General features: G+C 55.6%; 20 protein-coding genes and 2 pseudogenes. 16 read left to right on the plus strand and 6 right to left on the minus strand.

Translation table 11 applies throughout. The features are described 5' to 3' along the window. The first annotated feature begins 5 nt into the window (after positions 1-5). From JCM25143_RS16150 to JCM25143_RS02505, 8 genes and pseudogenes are all read left to right on the plus strand, one after another. A pseudogene (locus tag JCM25143_RS16150) lies at positions 6-1,228 on the plus strand (DUF2075 domain-containing protein). Positions 1,229-1,308: 80 nt separating this feature from the next. Beyond that, positions 1,309-1,824, plus strand: a complete 516-nt coding sequence (locus JCM25143_RS02475; protein WP_081773456.1) for a TetR/AcrR family transcriptional regulator — start codon at positions 1,309-1,311, stop codon at positions 1,822-1,824. A gap of 5 nt (positions 1,825-1,829) precedes the next feature. After that, positions 1,830-1,958 (plus strand): hypothetical protein, encoded by a 129-nt coding sequence (locus JCM25143_RS24595; protein ID WP_267879902.1) that lies wholly within the window; start codon positions 1,830-1,832, stop codon positions 1,956-1,958. A 686-nt stretch (positions 1,959-2,644) separates the two neighbouring features. Beyond that, a pseudogene (locus JCM25143_RS16155) lies at positions 2,645-4,046 on the plus strand (carbohydrate porin). A gap of 324 nt (positions 4,047-4,370) precedes the next feature. Further along, positions 4,371-4,973, plus strand: coding sequence for a linear amide C-N hydrolase (locus JCM25143_RS24600; RefSeq protein WP_267879903.1), 603 nt, complete (start codon positions 4,371-4,373; stop codon positions 4,971-4,973). Beyond that, on the plus strand, positions 4,925-5,437 hold the full coding sequence (locus JCM25143_RS24605; protein WP_267879904.1) for a linear amide C-N hydrolase: 513 nt from the start codon (positions 4,925-4,927) through the stop codon (positions 5,435-5,437). The genes JCM25143_RS24600 and JCM25143_RS24605 overlap by 49 nt, the downstream gene beginning before the upstream one ends. Positions 5,438-5,570: 133 nt before the next feature. Continuing rightward, on the plus strand, positions 5,571-7,232 hold the full coding sequence (locus JCM25143_RS02500; protein WP_025859912.1) for an FAD-dependent oxidoreductase: 1,662 nt from the start codon (positions 5,571-5,573) through the stop codon (positions 7,230-7,232). Between the two features lie 4 nt (positions 7,233-7,236). Beyond that, positions 7,237-8,190 (plus strand): NAD-dependent epimerase/dehydratase family protein, encoded by a 954-nt coding sequence (locus tag JCM25143_RS02505; RefSeq protein WP_025859913.1) that lies wholly within the window; start codon positions 7,237-7,239, stop codon positions 8,188-8,190. Here JCM25143_RS02505 and JCM25143_RS02510 read toward each other — a convergent pair whose 3' ends face one another. Beyond that, positions 8,191-9,096, minus strand: coding sequence for a LysR family transcriptional regulator (locus JCM25143_RS02510; RefSeq protein WP_025859914.1), 906 nt, complete (start codon positions 9,094-9,096; stop codon positions 8,191-8,193). 123 nt (positions 9,097-9,219) lie between these two features. On the opposite strand from JCM25143_RS02510, the gene JCM25143_RS02515 reads away from it, so the two are divergent. From JCM25143_RS02515 to JCM25143_RS25070, 4 genes are read left to right on the plus strand one after another with little or no spacing between them, the layout of a single operon-like run. Then, the gene (locus tag JCM25143_RS02515; RefSeq protein WP_025859915.1) at positions 9,220-9,621 is read left to right on the plus strand and encodes a (R)-mandelonitrile lyase; all 402 of its coding nucleotides are present in this window, start codon (positions 9,220-9,222) and stop codon (positions 9,619-9,621) included. Further along, a complete protein-coding gene (locus tag JCM25143_RS02520; protein WP_025859916.1) occupies positions 9,599-9,970 on the plus strand; it encodes a carboxymuconolactone decarboxylase family protein in 372 nt (123 codons plus the stop codon). The genes JCM25143_RS02515 and JCM25143_RS02520 overlap by 23 nt, the downstream gene beginning before the upstream one ends. Then, the gene (locus tag JCM25143_RS25065; protein WP_369347347.1) at positions 9,970-10,395 is read left to right on the plus strand and encodes an alcohol dehydrogenase catalytic domain-containing protein; all 426 of its coding nucleotides are present in this window, start codon (positions 9,970-9,972) and stop codon (positions 10,393-10,395) included. Before JCM25143_RS02520 ends, JCM25143_RS25065 begins: the two co-directional genes overlap by 1 nt. Then, complete coding sequence (locus tag JCM25143_RS25070; protein WP_369347348.1) at positions 10,374-11,018, plus strand: zinc-binding dehydrogenase; 645 nt, start codon at positions 10,374-10,376, stop codon at positions 11,016-11,018. The genes JCM25143_RS25065 and JCM25143_RS25070 overlap by 22 nt, the downstream gene beginning before the upstream one ends. A 64-nt stretch (positions 11,019-11,082) precedes the next feature. Here the strand turns inward: JCM25143_RS25070 and JCM25143_RS25350 are convergent, their stop codons facing one another. From JCM25143_RS25350 to JCM25143_RS02550, 5 genes are all read right to left on the minus strand, one after another. Then, positions 11,083-11,226, minus strand: a complete 144-nt coding sequence (locus JCM25143_RS25350; protein ID WP_408735019.1) for a hypothetical protein — start codon at positions 11,224-11,226, stop codon at positions 11,083-11,085. After that, positions 11,211-11,567 carry an SDR family oxidoreductase gene (locus tag JCM25143_RS25355; RefSeq protein WP_025859917.1) on the minus strand — a complete coding sequence of 119 codons (357 nt, stop codon included), beginning with the start codon at positions 11,565-11,567 and terminating at the stop codon, positions 11,211-11,213. The genes JCM25143_RS25350 and JCM25143_RS25355 overlap by 16 nt, the downstream gene beginning before the upstream one ends. Next, positions 11,567-11,821, minus strand: coding sequence for an SDR family oxidoreductase (locus JCM25143_RS25360; protein WP_025859918.1), 255 nt, complete (start codon positions 11,819-11,821; stop codon positions 11,567-11,569). The genes JCM25143_RS25355 and JCM25143_RS25360 overlap by 1 nt, the downstream gene beginning before the upstream one ends. A 13-nt stretch (positions 11,822-11,834) precedes the next feature. Further along, the gene (locus JCM25143_RS02545; RefSeq protein WP_025859919.1) at positions 11,835-12,824 is read right to left on the minus strand and encodes an aldo/keto reductase; all 990 of its coding nucleotides are present in this window, start codon (positions 12,822-12,824) and stop codon (positions 11,835-11,837) included. A 114-nt stretch (positions 12,825-12,938) separates the two neighbouring features. Continuing rightward, positions 12,939-14,024, minus strand: a complete 1,086-nt coding sequence (locus JCM25143_RS02550; protein WP_025859920.1) for a glycosyltransferase — start codon at positions 14,022-14,024, stop codon at positions 12,939-12,941. A gap of 143 nt (positions 14,025-14,167) precedes the next feature. On the opposite strand from JCM25143_RS02550, the gene JCM25143_RS23240 reads away from it, so the two are divergent. The 4 genes from JCM25143_RS23240 to JCM25143_RS02565 all read left to right on the plus strand — a co-directional run bounded on the left by JCM25143_RS23240 (position 14,168) and on the right by JCM25143_RS02565 (position 17,201). Further along, positions 14,168-14,425: a hypothetical protein gene (locus tag JCM25143_RS23240; RefSeq protein ID WP_234394893.1), complete on the plus strand. Its 258-nt coding sequence runs from the start codon at positions 14,168-14,170 to the stop codon at positions 14,423-14,425. Beyond that, positions 14,410-14,916 carry a nucleoside/nucleotide kinase family protein gene (locus JCM25143_RS16175; RefSeq protein WP_234394894.1) on the plus strand — a complete coding sequence of 169 codons (507 nt, stop codon included), beginning with the start codon at positions 14,410-14,412 and terminating at the stop codon, positions 14,914-14,916. Before JCM25143_RS23240 ends, JCM25143_RS16175 begins: the two co-directional genes overlap by 16 nt. A 111-nt stretch (positions 14,917-15,027) precedes the next feature. Next, positions 15,028-15,873 carry a hypothetical protein gene (locus JCM25143_RS02560; protein ID WP_025859921.1) on the plus strand — a complete coding sequence of 282 codons (846 nt, stop codon included), beginning with the start codon at positions 15,028-15,030 and terminating at the stop codon, positions 15,871-15,873. Positions 15,874-15,881: 8 nt separating this feature from the next. Next, positions 15,882-17,201: a lipopolysaccharide biosynthesis protein gene (locus tag JCM25143_RS02565; RefSeq protein WP_025859922.1), complete on the plus strand. Its 1,320-nt coding sequence runs from the start codon at positions 15,882-15,884 to the stop codon at positions 17,199-17,201. Positions 17,202-17,203 lie beyond the last annotated feature (2 nt).

Genomic DNA, 17,203 nt, shown 5'->3' on the forward strand with positions numbered 1-17,203 from the left:
CGTCCATGTCCGTTTCAGACAACCGCGCCGAGCTTAAACTTTCCCCCGACCGTATGCTGACAGAAGAGCAGGAAAAACTGGTCGGCACGATCATAGCTTTTTGTCAGGATCATGCGCGTGGCAAGGGTGCTGTTCTTGTGTTGCAGGGCGATGCCGGCACGGGCAAGAGCATTGTCATGAATGCCGCCTTTGCACGGTTGCGACAAAGGGTGGAGAAAAAGAGTGGCGATGCTCTGGCCGGGTGCAGCCTGCGGTTTCTTGTCAACCATCCTGAAATGATCAAGCTTTATCGGCGGATTGCCGAACATGTGCCGGGTCTGCGCAAGCGTGATTATGAACGGCCAACCACCTTCATTAATCAGTCACGCAGGACGGGACATGAAACCGACATCGTTTTTATTGATGAGGCCCATCTCCTGCTCAGCCGCAGGGATGCCTATAACCGCTTTTTGCAGGACAACCAGCTTGAGGAAATCCTGCATGCCAGCCGGGTTGTCGTTATGGTGTTCGATCCCCGGCAGGTGTTGAAGTTCAAAAGTTTCTGGAGCGAGGATACGCTGCATCATCTGTTGGGTGACAGGCCTGTTGTCGTGCAGCAGCTGACCACGCAGTTTCGTATGCGCGCCCATGCGGACGTGCCGCGCTGGATCGAGGCCTTTTGCCAGCGCAGGATTCTACCACTGCCAGCGCCGCAATCCTTCGATTTTCGCGTATTTGACGATGCCCAGACTTTATACGAAGCCATTCGCCAGCATGAGAGTGAGGTTGGGCTGTGCCGAATGCTGGCGACCTATGATTACCCCTATGTGCTGGACGGGCAGGATCATTTTATTACCGAAGGACGCTTTCACCTACGTTGGGACCGCTCCCTGCCTGAAGCCCCGCTGCCATGGGCGGAGCGGGCCGATACGATTGATGAGGTGGGGTCGGTTTATACCGTGCAGGGATTTGACCTTAATTATGTAGGGGTCATACTCGGGCCGAGCGTCGATTATGATGCGACAACGGACCGGATTACCTTGATGCCTCACGCTACGAAGATCGTGCTGCTTTTGCTGGCAAAACCGGTATTGGCGACCCTTCGGCCCTGTGCGAGCAGATCATGCTCAACGCCATTAATGTTCTGATGACGCGCCCTACAAAGGGGCTTTATCTGTATGCCAGTCGTCCGGCGTTGCGTGCCCGGCTGCTGGAATTGTGTCATGCGCGCGGGCATGAAAACGTTTGAAGCGTTTGGTGCGGTTGCATGGAAAGTGCCCGATGGTGGTGCTAGGCTGGGCGTTTTGAACGGAACGGGAGGGCTGTTACGTGCCGGTTCAACATAACGCGCCCTCATCTGGCGTGCGCCGTCGTGGACGGCCTGCCAAAGGCACCCCAGCGGCCCGTGAGGCCATTCTTGGCGCGGCTTTGCACGGTTTTTCACGCAAGGGCTACGAAGGCACCAGCCTGCGGGAGATTGCAGAAGCCGCAGGCGTTGATCCTGCGCTGATTTCGCACCAGTTCGGCTCAAAATTTGCACTGTGGAAAGCTTTGGTGGACGAAATGGCGCAGCGTCTGGCAGCGGCACGTCATTCGATCGAGGCGCTGCATGGGGCATCCGGCTCCACCAGAGAGCGTGTGCGTGAAGGGCTGACGCATTTTATTACGGCCAATTGCGATATTCCCGAGCTTTCAAAGTTTCTGTCCGATGAATTGAGCCAGCCGGGTGAGCGGCAGGATTATATCCTGCACACAATCTGGGGCCCTATCAGGATGCGATGCTACCACTGCTGCGCGAGGCGGAAGCCGATGGCCTGCTGCGCCATAACGGGTCACCGGAACTGACCCTGATGATGGTTATGGGTGCAATCATGCTGCCGCTACTGATGATGCGCAGACAGGCACTTTCAAACCATGCGGAAGCAGAATTGTCGCGCCGTCTGGTTTCTGATGTGCTTCCAATGGTACTGGCGGTCTGATTTTGCGGGAAAATCGGCAGAAAGTATTGCATGTAAATCAATATGTTGTGCTTATTGAAGAATAAATACTTAATGGGTAGTATAGGTTTGTATGGTGGTTATAAAATTCTCTATTTTTCCATCAATAATTAGCGATGGGAGGGCTACTGTTCGATCCTCCACTGGCTTCTAAAATGATGGCGTCTTTTATGTCACAGTGAATGTCTTTTTTGTTGAGGTTGTGACTTTATCTGTTTTCATGTATTCTTTTGATGTGGTTGTTTCCTGCGCACTGTTCAGTGCCTCCACCATCCTATCAAGAGAGATTTTGTGTTATTACGTAAAATGTTACGCAGCAGTTCGGTGACAGTCAGGGGAAAAGAGGCGGCAGGTTCTGTTGGCCCGGTTTTCCACCTGCAGCTTGCTGTGCGTAAATTCACAGCATCTTTCTGACTCTCTTGAGCACTCCTGAACACAATGGCCAGCCGTTCCGGCGTGGGCCTGACCATGCCGCCCGGCCCCTGTCTTTGCGGATGGGTGTTGTGCGCATGTTTTCCTTCATCTTCTGAACGCGGTTTTGCGGTGTGCTGCCCACTTAGGGGCAGGGCCGCCCGTTTCAGCTATTGCCCCCAGATAAAGACAAAGGACCCTGCATGAAAAGCGGACGTCAGACTTTCCTGAACAGATTTATCGGCGTTTTTCTTTGCATGCTTACGGGTTTTGTCCTTCTGGCCCATAAAGCCAGTGCGCAGAGCGAGACATCCCAGTTCGCGGCGGAACCATCGTCCTATAAATCGCGCGCCTTCGCTATGGAGGGGATAGGAAACTTTGCGGTAGGGCCGATCGTGCCGACACTGAATGGCAACCCGCATCTGTTTGGAGACTGGGGCGGCCTGCAACCATGCTGATCAAGCATGGTTTTTACGTCAATGTCGCGCTTAACGAAGAATATATGGCTAATGTCACAGGGGGGCGTACGCGTGACAATGTGCTGGCAGGGCAGGTTGCGGCAGCGCTGGATATCGACTGGCAGCAACTGGCCGGTGTGAAAGGGCTGTGGACCCATATGATCGTTATTAACGGTCATGGGCGCAGTTTTAGCCATACGTTGGGGGATTCCGTCACAAATCCTGAAGAAATCTATGGCGCACGCGGCAATGTCGTGGCGCATCTTGTCTCGATGTACGCTGAAAAGGCGTTTCTGGATGACAGGGTGATTCTTTCTCTGGGCTATATCCCGACAGGTAGTTTTTTCGGTTTCGATTATATTGCCTGTTCGTTCATGAATGTTTCCATATGCAGTAACTTTGCGCCGGGTAAATATGTGCCGGGGGGTAAGGACTGGCCATCTGGCAATATCGGTGGCGTGCTGCGCCTGCGCCCGACAGAGCAGACCTATATCATGGGCGGTGTTTTTGTCGTATCGCCGCATGATTATAATGGTGGCATTTCGGGCTGGTCCATGGCGCAGAGCGGGCTTGGCAAGCTGTCATCGCAGGTGGAAATCGGCTGGATGCCTTCCTTCGGCCATGACCGACTGCGAGGCAATTACAAGATCGGCATGTGGTACGATAACTCCCGCTACCCAGACCTTTATGCGGATATTAACGGTAACTCCTTTCAGGAAACGGGTCTGCCCCGGCGTTACCGCTCGGGTATGTGGAGCGCATGGCTCATGTTCGACCAGATGCTCATCCGCAATGGCTCGGGCCTGGCCGATGGTCTGATTGCGCTGGGTGGGGCCGCGTATTCTCAGGGGAATGTCGTAGCCATGCGTGACCATGAATGGATCGGTCTGGTGGAAACCGGGGAGCCTGGCGGCGTAGTAGTGACCAGATCGGGATCATGTTCCAGCATATGGATATGAGCCGGACGGTTACCATGCAGCAGGAATCATCGCAGGCACTGGGAGTGCCGTTCCTGTCTAACCAGTGGGGGCAGGTCTGGGGCGTGCAGAACTGGGAAAATGTCTATGAGGCATTTTACAGCTTCCACCTCCTGCGCGCGACCACCTTGCAGGCCGATTTCCAATATCTGCAGCGCCCCGGTGCAACCACGACCTTTGGCGATGCCGCCGTGATTGGCGGACAGTTCACCACCAATTTCTGACAAGGCGGCCCGCTGCATTTAACCCCGGTGGTCTGGTGTGATCTGCCGGGGCAGGCTGCTGGCGGGCGTTCGGCTTTGTCTGCCTGTTCACGTATGCGTGTGCTTTGCTTCTGGGGCGTGTAGGGGCCGAGCCCTCAGGGCGTTTATGGCCTGCGCACGGAGTATGCCGGGTATTGCTTCCCCCCTGTGTGTGATTGTCCGTTGTTGTGGCAGGGTAATCTGTGACAACATGACACAGGCCCGGCTTCCGGTATCGGTATGCCAGAGGGGGTGGGCCGACCGGCGCGCAGTAGCGTCCGGCGCGGCTATGAAAGGGAAGCTGGCATGAAATTCAGAATGCGTTCGCTCATGATGGCGTGCGTCGCCATGACTATGCCGTTTGGCATAGAGTATTCCGGGGTTGCGGATGCCTGCACGCGCTTTGTTTATCATGGTGCCCATGACGAGGTGATTACCGCGCGGTCCATGGACTGGAAAAGCGATGTCGGCACCAATCTCTGGCTGTTCCCCCGCGGCATGAAGCGTTCGGGCGCCGCCGGGCCGCATTCGGTCGAATGGGTTTCGAAATACGGCAGTGTGATTGCTTCGGGCTATGATGTATCCACCACCGATGGCATGAATGAGGCCGGGCTTGTGGCCAATGTGCTGTGGCTGGCTGAATCGTCTTACCCCCATTACGATGGCAAGACGCCCGGCCTGTCGCTCGCGGCATGGGCGCAATATGTGCTGGATAACTTTGCTACGGTGAGTGAAGCGGTCAAGGTTCTGGAAAAAGAACCATTTACCATTGTAACGGCTCAGGTTCCCGGCGAAAATCGTCTGGCAGCCTACATCTTTCGCTTTCTGATGCCTCGGGCGATAGTGCCATTATTGAATATATCGATGGCAAGCAGGTTATCCACCATAGCCCTGCCTATCAGGTCATGACCAATTCCCCGAGCTTCGACAAGCAACTGGCGCTGTATGAATACTGGAGCCAGATTGGTGGCACGGTTATGCTGCCGGGCACCAACCGGGCATCTGACCGCTTCGCACGCGCCGCGTTTTACGTGAATGCCATCCCCAAAAGCGAATCACCGGTAGAGGCTATCGCCAGTGTTTTCAGCGTGATCCGCAATGTGTCCGTGCCGTATGGCATCAGCACGCCCAATGAGCCCAATATTTCCTCCACACGCTGGCGCACGGTCGCAGACCAGAAGCGCATGCTCTATTTCTTTGAATCAGCGGTAACACCGAATGTTTTCTGGGTAGACCTGAAAGCGCTGGATTTTTCTGAAAAAACCGGACGGGTTAAAAAACTCGAACTCGGGCCGAACCAGACGCATGTCTATGCCGGTATGGCCAATGATCAGTTCAAGGACACTCAACCGTTTGCCTTTCTTGGCCTGTAAGCCGACCCGGGTATAGCTGCATTTCTTGAAAAAACAGTTCTGGTCGGGATGTTATGAGATATTTTGTTAATAAATATACGGAACAGTCGGCCAGTTTTAGCAGTCTATTGCCAAGCGAAAAGAACGGTAAGCTATGATTTCAGATGCCAGAACGCTGCCGGACGCCACGGTGCTTCAGGCTGACTTTTGTATAGTCGGTGCTGGTGCAGCGGGCATCAGTCTGGCGCTGGGTCTGTCGCAGTCTGGTTATAAGGTTCTTCTGCTGGAATCGGGAGGAGAAAAGGAAGAGGCCGCGACACAGGCCCTGTATGAAGGGCATGTGGTCAACCCAGCTTTGCACAGCCCCACCGAGAGTTATAGGCAAAGGCGTTTTGGCGGCACCACCACCATCTGGGGTGGGCGGTGTGTGCCGTATGATCCGCTGGATTTTGAAGCCAGATCCTATGTGCCCCATAGCGGCTGGCCGATAGGTTATGACGAAATTGCCCGGTATTACCCACAGGCGAACCGCTTGTGCGAGGCGGGTGTTTTTGATTATCGCAGCGAGACCGCTTTTACCCGGCCATTAAAGCCGATGATTCCCGGATTTGATCAGCGCCATTTTACAATGGATACAATGGAGCGGTTCAGTTGTCCGACTGATTTCCACATCCGCTACCATGACAAACTCTCCGCACCCAATATCCAGATCTTGCTGCATGCCAATCTGACCCGCATCGCTCTTTCACCAGATGGCAACAGGGTAACGGAACTGGAAGCCAAAACCCTGTCAGGCAATGGTTTCTCCGTCAGGGCCACCTGTTTTGTGCTGTGTGCGGGCGGGCTGGAAACGGTTCGCCTGCTGCTGGCCAACCGGGATGTGCATGCGCAGGGTATTGGTAACCAGCATGATGTCGTCGGACGATACTACATGTGCCACATCGCCGGGACGATGGGCGGTATCCATTTTTCCATTCCGCCCGCATCGGTCTGGAATGGGTATGATATTTCCGATGAGGGCATTTATTGCCGTAGGCGTCTTGCACTCAGGCCGGAGGTTCAGAAACGCGAACAGCTTGGCAGTTTCGTTGCCCGCTTGCACCATCCCCGTATTACCGACCCTAGCCACGGCAATGGTATTCTCTCGGCTCTTTATTGCGCAAAGCCGTTTATTTCTTACGAATATGCTAAAAGACTGTTTGAGGAAGACCCGGTAAGCTGGCGTGACTGGTGCCATCACCTTAAAAATGTTGCCCTTGGTGCGCCTGATATCATGGGTTTTGCCTGGCATATGCTGCGGGACAGAAAATTGGCCGCACGCAAGTTTCCATCCGTTGTCATAAAATCACGCACGGGCCTTTACAGTCTGGACTTCCATGCGGAGCAGACACCAGACCCCATGAGTCGGGTAGGGCTCGCGCATGACAGAGACCCGCTTGGCATGCAGAAGATAGAAATAGACTGGCGTTATGTCAGTCAGGATGTGCATACCGTCAAACGTTCTCTGGCACTGCTGCAGCAGGATATGGCAGATTCCGGTGTGGGGTCTTTCGATTATGACCCCCATAACGTGGAAAAGGAAATGACCCGTTATGGGGCCTATGGCGGACACCATATCGGCACGGTGAGAATGGGTCATTCACCCCGCACAAGTGTTACCAATTCTGACTGCCGCGTGCATGGGGTTGCCAATCTTTATCTGGCGGGTTCGGGTGTATTCCCCACATCCAGTCAGGCCAATCCCACACTGACCATTGTGGCCCTGTCGCTCCGTCTTGCCGATCATTTACAATCACTCGATTTTTCAGGAACCTAGAAATATGAAGCGCACTGTTCTTGTTCTGGGTGCCGGTGGGTATGTCGGCCGCAAGCTGATGGATGCCCTGTCCCGGTGTGAGGATATGCAGCCCATAGCATGCCTGCGCCGACAGTCTTCCACAATGGGGCATGCCAGTGTCTGTTTTGATGCGACTGACCCTGTTGAGTTAGAAAAACATATTTCAGGTATTGATGTTGTCGTAAACTGTATTGGGTCTGACCCGACGGTTATGAAGCATTCCGCGCAGGCGTTGTTGCAGGCGGCGCGCTCAAACGGGCCGCTGATTGTGCATTTCAGCTCCATGGCTGTCTATGGCAGTGCTTGCGGCCTGCTGGACGAAAATGCCCCGCTGCGTGGGGATATTGGAGCCTACGCCAATGCCAAGGTGGAAATAGAGCGCCTGATGGCGTCTTATCCGCGGCGTATAATCCTGCGGCCCGGCTGTATCTATGGGCCGGGTAGCCCAGCGTGGTCGAGCCGGATTGCACGCCTGCTGAAAGCGCGGCGGCTGGGTGACCTTGGTGCCGCTGGCGATGGCATTGCCAATCTTGTGCATGTGGATGATGTGGCTGCGGCTGTTATTGCCGGTATCCGCAGGCCTGAGTGTGCGGGGCAGGTGTTTAATCTGGCGATGAAAAATCCTCCTACGTGGAATGATTATTTCATCAGTTTTGCCAAGGCGCTGGGTGCGGTGCCAGTGCGGCGGATTGGTGAAAAAATGCTCAAAGCGGAAGGCAAGGTTTTTGCACCCGCTTTGAAAATACTTGAAATACTGGTGGGGAAACTCCCTGTTTCCCTTGATCTGCCGCCGTTTATGTCGCCGGGTCTGCTTTCCCTGTTCAGGCAGGATATTACCCTTGTTTCAGAAAAAGCCGAGCGTGAACTGGGGCTGGTATGGAAAGACCTTGAAACCGGTCTGCGCGATAGCGCTCTTTTTGAAGAAGAAAAGAAATAATCATGGCCTGTTCTGTGGGCGGTAACGTAGGGTTTCAACCAGAAGACTGAAGGCGGCGGAGGGTTCGCGTCGGCTGGTATAGTAAAGATGATAACCGGCAAACGGAGGGCACCAGTCCTCCAGCACGCGGACAAGCTGGCCGGTGGCCAGATAAGGCGCCATATGATCTTCCATCAGGAAAGCGATGCCAAACCCTGCGAGGGACGCCTGAATGATCATATCGGTATTATTGAACGTAAGCTGCCCTTCCACCCGGGCGCGGATTTCACGCCCATCTTTTTCCAGTTCCCACGCATAAAGCCCGCCAGTGGTTAGAAACCGCAGGTTTATGCACTGATGCTGGGCCAGATCGTCAGGTGTTAGGGGGGGCGGATTGCGCGCAAAATAGGCGGGGGACGCCACGGCAGCCATGCGCAGGTCCGGCCCGATCCGTACTGCTACCATATCCTTGGCAATGGCCTCGCCCAGCCTTACGCCCGCATCAAAGCGGTCGGATACGATATCGGTCAGGGTTGAATCGATACTGAGTTCGACATGCACATCCGGGTAATTGGGTAACAGGCGTTTGAGCGCGGGCCATAAAAGGGTGCGTGCCGCGTGATCAGATGTGGTGATACGGATTGTGCCTGCCGGTTTTTCACGCAGTACACTCAGGCTGGCAAGCTGGTCGTCAATGCTTTCGAGAGCGGGTCTGAGGGTATCAACCAGTTTCTGTCCTGCTTCGGTTACGGATACACTGCGGGTGGTGCGGGTTAGCAGCCGTACGCCTAGCCGGGCTTCCAGTCTGCGGATGGTATGGCTGAGAGAGGATTGCGATGTACCCAGCCGTGCGGCGGCGCGGGTGAAATTGCATTCTTCCGCGACTGCCAGAAAAGCGTTGAGGTCAACAAGGTCCTCGCGTCGCATTAATGAACTCCTGATATGGCTTTATGCCATTTATAGCATCTAATCGCTGTAATGCCGCATGCCTACATTTCTGCCAGAGCGGTTGGCATGGCTGCTGGCCGGTAAAATTCATGGAGAATGGTCATGCAAATCAGGCGAAGCGGCTCCTCTGCTTCAGTGCGGGGGGCGGAGGCATTGTTTACAGGCACGGTGCGGATAGATGCCCCGTTTGCGGGGAGTGGCGGGCTCAGTGCGGGCACCGTAACCTTTGAGCCGGGTGCGCGAACAGCCTGGCACACACATCCGCTAGGGCAAACACTGCTGGTTACGGCTGGTCTGGGTATGGTGCAGCGGGAAGGGGAGGAAATTCAACTGATCCGCCCCGGAGATGTGGTCTGGATCGAACCGGACGAAAAGCACTGGCACGGTGCCTCACGGGAATGTGCGATGACGCATATCGCCATTGCGGAAATGCACGAGGGGTCGGCTGTGACATGGCTTGAGCATGTGTCTGATGCCGATTATGCGCAGCAGGTGGCACCATGAAGCGCGCTCAGCCATAGGGCAGCAGGTTTTTGGCGATGTCGCTCCCGATTTTGCGGATTTGACAGATCGCGTTCTGTTTGATGAAATCTGGGAACGCCCCGGTCTGTCGCCTCGTGATAAAAGCATGATCACGGTTTCTGCGCTGGTGGCATTGTACCGGGTGAACGAACTGCCGCCACATCTTGAAAAAGCGCTCAGCAACGGCGTTTCTCTGGATGAACTCAAAGACCTGATTACGCATCTGGCATTTTATGCAGGCTGGCCTACGGCTTCAACGGCTCTGGGCGCGTTGCGGGCTGTCATGCAAAAGAGTGATGCTTCAAAGAAACAGCAAGGAATGGACAAATAATGCGTACCATTGGATTTGCCTGCACATCGACAGAGGCTGAACTCGAACCTTTCCAGTTTGAGCGGCGTGAGCCCCGGTCGAACGATGTGGTGATGGAAATTCTCTATTGTGGCGTGTGCCATTCCGATCTCCACTGGGCCAGAAATGATTGGGGCTGGACACTCTATCCTGCCATTCCCGGCCATGAAATCATTGGTCGTGTGATTGAAACGGGCCCGGATGTCACGCGCCACAAAGTGGGTGATTTCGTAGCCGTGGGCTGCATGGTGGATAGCTGCCAGCAGTGCGACCAGTGCCGCAAGGGCGAGGAGCAGCTCTGTCGCGAAGGCAATACCGGCACATATGGCGGCTTTGACCGGGTGACCAAGGATTACACGCTGGGCGGTTATGCCAAGCACCTTGTGTGCGTGAGGAGTTTGCCCTGAAGGTGCCTGCGGGGCTTGATATCAGCAAGGCAGCGCCCCTGCTCTGTGCGGGTATTACCACCTATTCGCCCCTGCGGACATGGAATGTCGGTCCCGGCAGCCGTGTGGGTGTTATCGGCCTTGGGGGGCTTGGGCATATGGCGGTCAAGCTGGCAGCCGCTATGGGGGCTAGCGTTACGGTGCTGAGCCGCAGCGATAGCAAGAAGCATGATGCGCTGGAACTGGGGGCTGATGGCCTGCTGGTTTCCACCGACCCGGATGCCATGGCAAAGTCCGCCAATGCGTTTGACCTGATTATTGATACCGTCCCGGTTGACCATGATATCAACCCTTACATGCCGTTGCTGGATGTGGATGGCACGCTGGTTATCGTAGGGCAGATCGGGCCGATTGCAGCCCCCACAACGGTACCGCTGCTGCTGGGCCGGCGCCGTATTGCGGGTTCTCCCATTGGTGGGCTGAAGCAGACACAGGAACTACTCGATTTCTGTGCGCGTAAGAACATTCTGCCGGACGTTGAAACAATCCGCATGGATGAAATCAATCACGCTTTTACCCGCATGGAAAAAGCGGATGTTCATTATCGCTTTGTCATTGATATGGCGACATTGCAGGCGGCCTAGGCCGTTTTTCTGCCCCGCAGCCCTGTCCATGATGGATAGGGCTGCGGGGTAGTCTCAGTTCTGCTCAGAAATCCTGCCGGGTGGGACGAAACTGGATTTCATTGATATCCACATCGTCTGGCTGGTTGATGGCAAAGGCAACGGCTCTGGCAAAGCTGTCTGCGGGGATGGCGTAGGTTTCGTAAAAATCCTCTATGGCTTTTGCCATGTTCGGGTCCGTGACGCTCTGCGGCAGTTCGGACTGCACGGCACCGGGGGAGAGAACGGTGGTGCGGATATTATACGGCTTGACCTCCTGCCGCAGGCTTCGGACAGCATCAGCACAGCCGCTTTTGTGGCGGCATAGACGGCACTGCCGGGGCGCACCTTATGTCCGGCAACGGATGAGACATTGATGATATGGCCTGCTTTCTGCCGTTTCATCGGCTCAAGGGCAGCAGAAATGCCGTAAAGAACGCCCTTGAGGTTGATGTCTATCATGCGGTTCCAGTCATCAATGCGCGCTTGTTCCAGTAGGGAATGGGGCATGATCCCGGCATTGTTGATCATCACTCAATCCGGCCATGCTGCTGCACGGCGCTGTTGACAAGGTTCTGCACCTGCGCGGGGTCTGTCACATCGGTTTTGATGGCGGCAGAAGCGGGCAGGTTGATATCCCATGCCAGACTTTTCAGCCGCTCCAGCCTGCGGGCTCCCAGAACCAGCTTGGCCCCTCGTTCCGCCAGATAGCGGGCCGTGGCGGCCCCCAGTCCACTACTGGCGCCGGTAATGACAATGACTTTTCCTGTAATATTATCGTGCATGGTTCAACTGCTTTTATCGGCCGGTTGTGGCAAGAAATTCGGGCGGATAGCGTTCGCCCTCGATATCAATGGCCGCCAGCGCGTTACGGATTGTTGTTAGATCATCCTGCGTGAGCACAACCTCAGCAGCCCCAAGGTTTTCTACCAGACGGGCCGGCTTGGTGGTGCCGGGAATAGGGACAATCCACGGTTTTTGCGCCAGAAGCCATGCAAGGGCAATCTGTGCTGGTGTGGCCTGTTTTTCGTTGGCCATGCGGATCAGCAGATCAATCAGTGCCTGATTTTTTTCCATGGCCTCAGGTGTGAAGCGGGGCAGGAGCTTACGAAAATCGCCTTCACTTAGAGTGCTACCTTTGTTCATGGCTCCTGTCAGGAAGCCTTTACCCAATGGGCTATAGGGCACAAAGCCAATCCCCAGTTCCTCGCAGGCTTGCAGGATACCGTTGGTTTCCGGGCCGCGGGTCCAGAGCGAATATTCATTCTGTAAGGCGGTAACGGGCTGAACAGCATGGGCGCGGCGCACGGTTGCGGCACCGGGCTCCGACAGGCCGAAATGTCGCACCTTACCCTGTGCAATCAGGTCCTTGACCGTGCCTGCCACATCTTCAATCGGCACTGCGGGGTCAACCCGGTGCTGGTAAAACAGATCAATGACATCAACCCCAAGCCGCCTGAGCGATGCATCGCAGACAGCACGGATCTGCTCGGGCCGGCTGTTCATGCCTTGCATCCGGCCATCGACAATGTTCATGCCGAACTTGGTTGCGATAACAACATCTTTTCGGACAGGACGTAGTGCCTCGCCTACTATTTCCTCATTGGTGTAAGGGCCATAGACTTCAGCCGTATCGAAAAAGGTAACACCAAGATCAACCGCCTTGCGGATCAGGGCGATACTGTCCTGCCTGTCCAGCTCCTGACCGTAGCCGAAGTTGAGCCCCATGCAGCCAAAACCAATGGCTGACACTTCCAGCCCGTTATGGCCGAGTGTTCTTGTCTGCATTTCGAGTGATCCTTTCATGGCGCACCGGCAGGAAGATGCCGCAATCATGCACTTTAGGATCAGACCCTACTCATTGATAATGGGGTATAATGTGTATGACGTTATATTCTGCATTCATGAATGCGTGACTAATGACCTGATCCGTTCAAGGACAGAAAGGCCAGCGGCATGGAAGTTTTCGGTGCTGAATTTCGTGCGCACAAGCGCACGACCTGCACGCCCATAGTGTTCAAGTCTGCTGGGATACGTGAAAATCTCTTCCAAAATGGCGGCTAAGCTCTCTTCCACCGGTTGGCCGATAACAAAGCCCGTTTGGCCCCGGATAATGCTGTGAGCCAGTTCTCCAACGGGTGTGGCAATAACAGGCAGGCCGATGGCCATGGCCTCATGGGCGGCCAGACACATGCCTTCGTAAAGCGAGGGCTGGATATAGGCATCCAGCGTCAGAAGAAAGGCATCGGGGTCGTTCTGGTGTCCGGTGAGGGTTATGGTGCCGTTGAGCCCTAGCTGGTCGATCAGGTCTTGCAGGCTGGCGTGCAGTGGCCCATCGCCCGCAAGGGAGACCCGCAGGGAGCCGCGCCATTGTGGTGCGTTTTCGAAAAAACGGCCAATGGCTCTGATAAGCGCTGCATAGTTTTTCTGTTCATTCAGCCGGCCGAGGCTACCCAGATGCAGGGGGCTGTTTCCCTGCCAGTAGTGGGGGAGGGTCTGGGGTGTTGTGGCGCAGTAAAGCGGCCAGACCATGATTTTTTGTGCGGGAATAGCAAGGCTTTCGCGTAGGTAGCGCTGCACGGAGGGGGAGTCCGCAATCCACAGGTCGGTAAAACGGCTGAATAGCCTTGTATAGGGTTTGGCGTTGGCGTTGTTCATCCATGACACAACGGGCAGGCCACACAGGCGGCCTGTAATCTGGCCGACAAGACCCGCAACACTCAGCGATGTCCAGATGACATCGGGCCGTTCACGCCGGACCTGTTTTATAAAATTACGCAGATAGAAAAGCTTGTTCCTTTTCCTGTCTGCCAGCAGGGTAAAGGCAAATCCTTCATTGCGCAGGCGCAGGCCGCCAAGGCCATCACGCGGCTCACACGCACTTAGTTGCACATGGCTGCCTGACTGTTCGATCGTGCGTAAGATACGGGGCAGGGAGAACGCCCCTCCACCACCTTCCAGCGAGGTGACAAGATACTGTATGTTCATGTCCGCTCATGCCTCCGCCATGCGATTAAAGCAGGTGTGACAAGGCGTTGCAACGCGGGGGCACTGGCACCATGTTTCCTGTTCATGACAGAGAAAAGCGGCCTTTGGCAGGCCGCATGCATGCAAGGGGCAGGGAAAGCGCGATGGTGCAGCAAGGCAGGCCGGATGAACCGGAACGGGTAACAACCCTGTCCTATGTTCCTGTGCCGGGGCGTCGTGTGCCTGTTATTGCGCTGGTTGGTGCCGATGGTAGCGGCAAGACTACGCTGGGCCATGCCTTGTTGGACTGGATGGCTGCCCGCCAGCCCACGCGGCTGTGCCATCTGGGTAAGCAGACAGGCGGCTGGGGGCGGGCAATAGCGCGTATCCCGCTGGTCGGGCGCAGGTGGATAATACGATAGCGGGCAAGGCCGTGCAGAGCCGAAAGGACAGGGGGGCCGGACCTTTGGCCGCCCTGATTATTTTTGCCCTGTCCATGCGGCGTCTGTTCCGTTTTGCGCGTATGCGGCGGCTGCATGCGCGGGGATATGTTATCCTGACCGACCGCTACCCGCAGGCGGTGGTGCCCGGCCCGATGGATGGCCCCGGACTGGTTGCGCGGCAGCCGGGCCATGGTCTGGTCAAGCAGCTGACACGGCTTGAGCAGACGATTTATGACTGGATGGCCGGTTTTCGGCCTGATCTGGTGCTGCGGCTCAATGTCGATCTTGCGACGGCTCTGGCCCGCAAGCCTGATCACAGGCCCGAAACCCTGCGCCAGAAAGTGGCGGATGTGCCGAACCTATCTTTTAACGGAGCGCCTGTGGTTGATCTGGATGCGACCCTCCCCATGGAAACCGTTTTGGCAACTGCTCAGGCTCATATAGCTGCCGTGCTGGCGGCCTATCGGTAGGGGGCGTGCATCGGTGGGGTATAATTGACTTTCCCCTGCCACATTTCTACCAGCGTTCAGGCGCTGTCGCCCTTGGTTGGCTGAGGCGGCTTTTGTTGGCGGGTTCTGCTCATGTCTGTTCGGGTTCGGTTTTCACACGAGACACTTGATGCGTTAATGGCCGCTATTGAGGTCAATGATGTCGTGGACGAACACATCGGGCTGCCCGGACATATCCCAGACAGCTTTACCCAGACGCAGCTTGCCGAATGTCTGAACCTGTGCCGCCAGCTCTGGCTGGAAGGCCCACCCCGCACTGCCCTTGCGGGGCTGGCACACAGGCTTGTTTACAGGCGCGATCTGTCCCAGCCTGAACGGGTGGCGTTCAAGCATATTCGCGCCCGTTACAAGCATATGGGCTTTGCCTTTGGGCTTTATACCCCAGCCCATAAGCGGCCTTTGCTATACGAGGCGACCTCCACCCTTATGGGCGAGGCGCAGGATGCCTTTAAGAACGGTTACGCAGGGCGGGTTTTTGTAACCGGCATGGGGCTGCGCGTGCTGTCCACGCCGTTTTTTGATCGGATACGCAGCCACATGGTGCAGCAGGCGAGCGTGGATCAGGCAGTCACCATAAACCAGAATCTGCGTGCCGAAATAGCCCGTATTCCTGCCTGCCTTGAGGGGGTAGGGATAACGGCGGCCCGGTTTCATGGCCTGCGCAAGATCATAAGCCGTCATGTGGCATTTTTTGATACGCTGCGTATTCTCTACCCCGATGCGGATATAAACAGAACCGCGCGGTTTCTGAGTGCGATTAACGGGCTGATGGGCAGAAAACATGATGAGCTGGTAAAAGCTGCGCTGTCTGGCACATTGCTTTACAAGACTGATCTTTTTTCCATACCTGAGACAATCCGCGCCTTGCTCGAGCAACTGTGCCAACAGTCTCTTTCTTCTGATATAAGGCGGGCATAACAGGGTTTATGAGCAATCGTATTAAAACGCCCATTACGCGGATAGCCTGGAACGCCGCTGTCCTCCTGTTTGAAAAAGGGATCGCTGCGGCTGCCAGTTTTGTTTATATTCCCTACACGGTGCAGGCCGTGGGGATTGCGACATTCGGGCAGATATTGCTGGTTATTTCGTATATCGAAATCATTTCCGACCTTACCAGCCTCCTGTCATGGCAGACGGTGCTGCATTACGGGGCTGCCCCCTACCGGGAAGGGCGGCGGGCTGACCTGTATCATGTGCTGCGTTTTGGCATGCGGCTTGATTTTCTCAGCGGGGCTGTTGGGTACCTGATCGGTGAGGGGGGGCTGTGGTGTCTGTCCTCATGGCTGGGTTGGGCAGGGCCGCTTCATCCGGTCATGGATATCTGCCTGCTGTTTGTGTTTTTCGATAAAACAGGCTGGTGTGTGGGTACGGTCAGGCTGCTGAACAAGTTCACCTATTTGACATTTGGGAATGGGCTTACCGCAACCTTTCGTATTCTGGCCAGCATGGCAGGCTATTATGCCCATATGGGCATGACGTATTTTCTGTATGTCTGGTTGCTGTCATCGGTTGTGCTGTTTTTTTCCGACATGGCTGCGACATTCTACGCCCTGCGCAAATATGAGCCCTCTCGCTTCGGGTGGAGGCAGATCCTGCATACGCCAGCCTTTTTGCAGGGGGCGTGGACATTCACCATCATGGCCAGTCTGAACAAGATTTTGCTGGCTGCCACAAAAAAACTACCGATTTTGCTGATTGGCGGCAGTCTGGGGCCAACCGAGGCGGCCATTTACAAGGTGTCGGATCAGGTGTCCAACGGCCTTGTCCGGCCTATGCGCACGTTCATGCCTGCACTCTACCCCGAATTCGTGCATCTGCGGGAGGAGGGGCGGATGGATGATATGCACAGGGTTATCAGAAAGCTTTTTCTGTCGGCCATGCTGTTTGCCTGCATAGCCCTGCTGGTTGTGACCCTGTTCGGGGATCAGGTTCTGCATCTTTTGCTAGGTATCCACGGAGAGAGCGGCTACCTGCTGCCGGTTCTGGTCTGTGGGGCGTTGCTGACCATTCTGGGCCTGCCGCTTGAGCCGTTTATCGTCGTTACCGGGCGCTTGACGGCATTGTTCCGGTTTCAGGTTCTGAACGTGCTGGCCAATTTGCCCGTGCTGTTTGTTATGGTGCATTTCTGGGGCACCATGGGGGCGGCCTATAGCCTTGTGCTGTTCTCAGGAACGCTTTTGGCGTTCTATGCCGTTTACGCACGCGCGGCGTTTGTAAAAGAGACAGGTGGGCGCAACGGGCCGTAAAG

This window comes from Acetobacter papayae JCM 25143, assembly GCF_000613285.1.
Classification (GTDB): domain Bacteria; phylum Pseudomonadota; class Alphaproteobacteria; order Acetobacterales; family Acetobacteraceae; genus Acetobacter; species Acetobacter papayae.

Coding starts and splice junctions, on each gene's coding strand:
- JCM25143_RS24595 (WP_267879902.1), top strand. CDS start 1,830: ATGATGGTTATGGGTGCAATCATGCTGCCGCTACTGATGATGCGCAGA.
- JCM25143_RS24600 (WP_267879903.1), top strand. CDS start 4,371: ATGAAATTCAGAATGCGTTCGCTCATGATGGCGTGCGTCGCCATGACT.
- JCM25143_RS02500 (WP_025859912.1), top strand. CDS start 5,571: ATGATTTCAGATGCCAGAACGCTGCCGGACGCCACGGTGCTTCAGGCT.
- JCM25143_RS02505 (WP_025859913.1), top strand. CDS start 7,237: ATGAAGCGCACTGTTCTTGTTCTGGGTGCCGGTGGGTATGTCGGCCGC.
- JCM25143_RS02510 (WP_025859914.1), bottom strand. CDS start 9,096: ATGCGACGCGAGGACCTTGTTGACCTCAACGCTTTTCTGGCAGTCGCG.
- JCM25143_RS02515 (WP_025859915.1), top strand. CDS start 9,220: ATGCAAATCAGGCGAAGCGGCTCCTCTGCTTCAGTGCGGGGGGCGGAG.
- JCM25143_RS02520 (WP_025859916.1), top strand. CDS start 9,599: ATGCGCAGCAGGTGGCACCATGAAGCGCGCTCAGCCATAGGGCAGCAG.
- JCM25143_RS25065 (WP_369347347.1), top strand. CDS start 9,970: ATGCGTACCATTGGATTTGCCTGCACATCGACAGAGGCTGAACTCGAA.
- JCM25143_RS25350 (WP_408735019.1), bottom strand. CDS start 11,226: ATGGCAAAAGCCATAGAGGATTTTTACGAAACCTACGCCATCCCCGCA.
- JCM25143_RS25355 (WP_025859917.1), bottom strand. CDS start 11,567: ATGATCAACAATGCCGGGATCATGCCCCATTCCCTACTGGAACAAGCG.
- JCM25143_RS25360 (WP_025859918.1), bottom strand. CDS start 11,821: ATGCACGATAATATTACAGGAAAAGTCATTGTCATTACCGGCGCCAGT.
- JCM25143_RS02545 (WP_025859919.1), bottom strand. CDS start 12,824: ATGCAGACAAGAACACTCGGCCATAACGGGCTGGAAGTGTCAGCCATT.
- JCM25143_RS02550 (WP_025859920.1), bottom strand. CDS start 14,024: ATGAACATACAGTATCTTGTCACCTCGCTGGAAGGTGGTGGAGGGGCG.
- JCM25143_RS23240 (WP_234394893.1), top strand. CDS start 14,168: ATGGTGCAGCAAGGCAGGCCGGATGAACCGGAACGGGTAACAACCCTG.
- JCM25143_RS02560 (WP_025859921.1), top strand. CDS start 15,028: ATGTCTGTTCGGGTTCGGTTTTCACACGAGACACTTGATGCGTTAATG.
- JCM25143_RS02565 (WP_025859922.1), top strand. CDS start 15,882: ATGAGCAATCGTATTAAAACGCCCATTACGCGGATAGCCTGGAACGCC.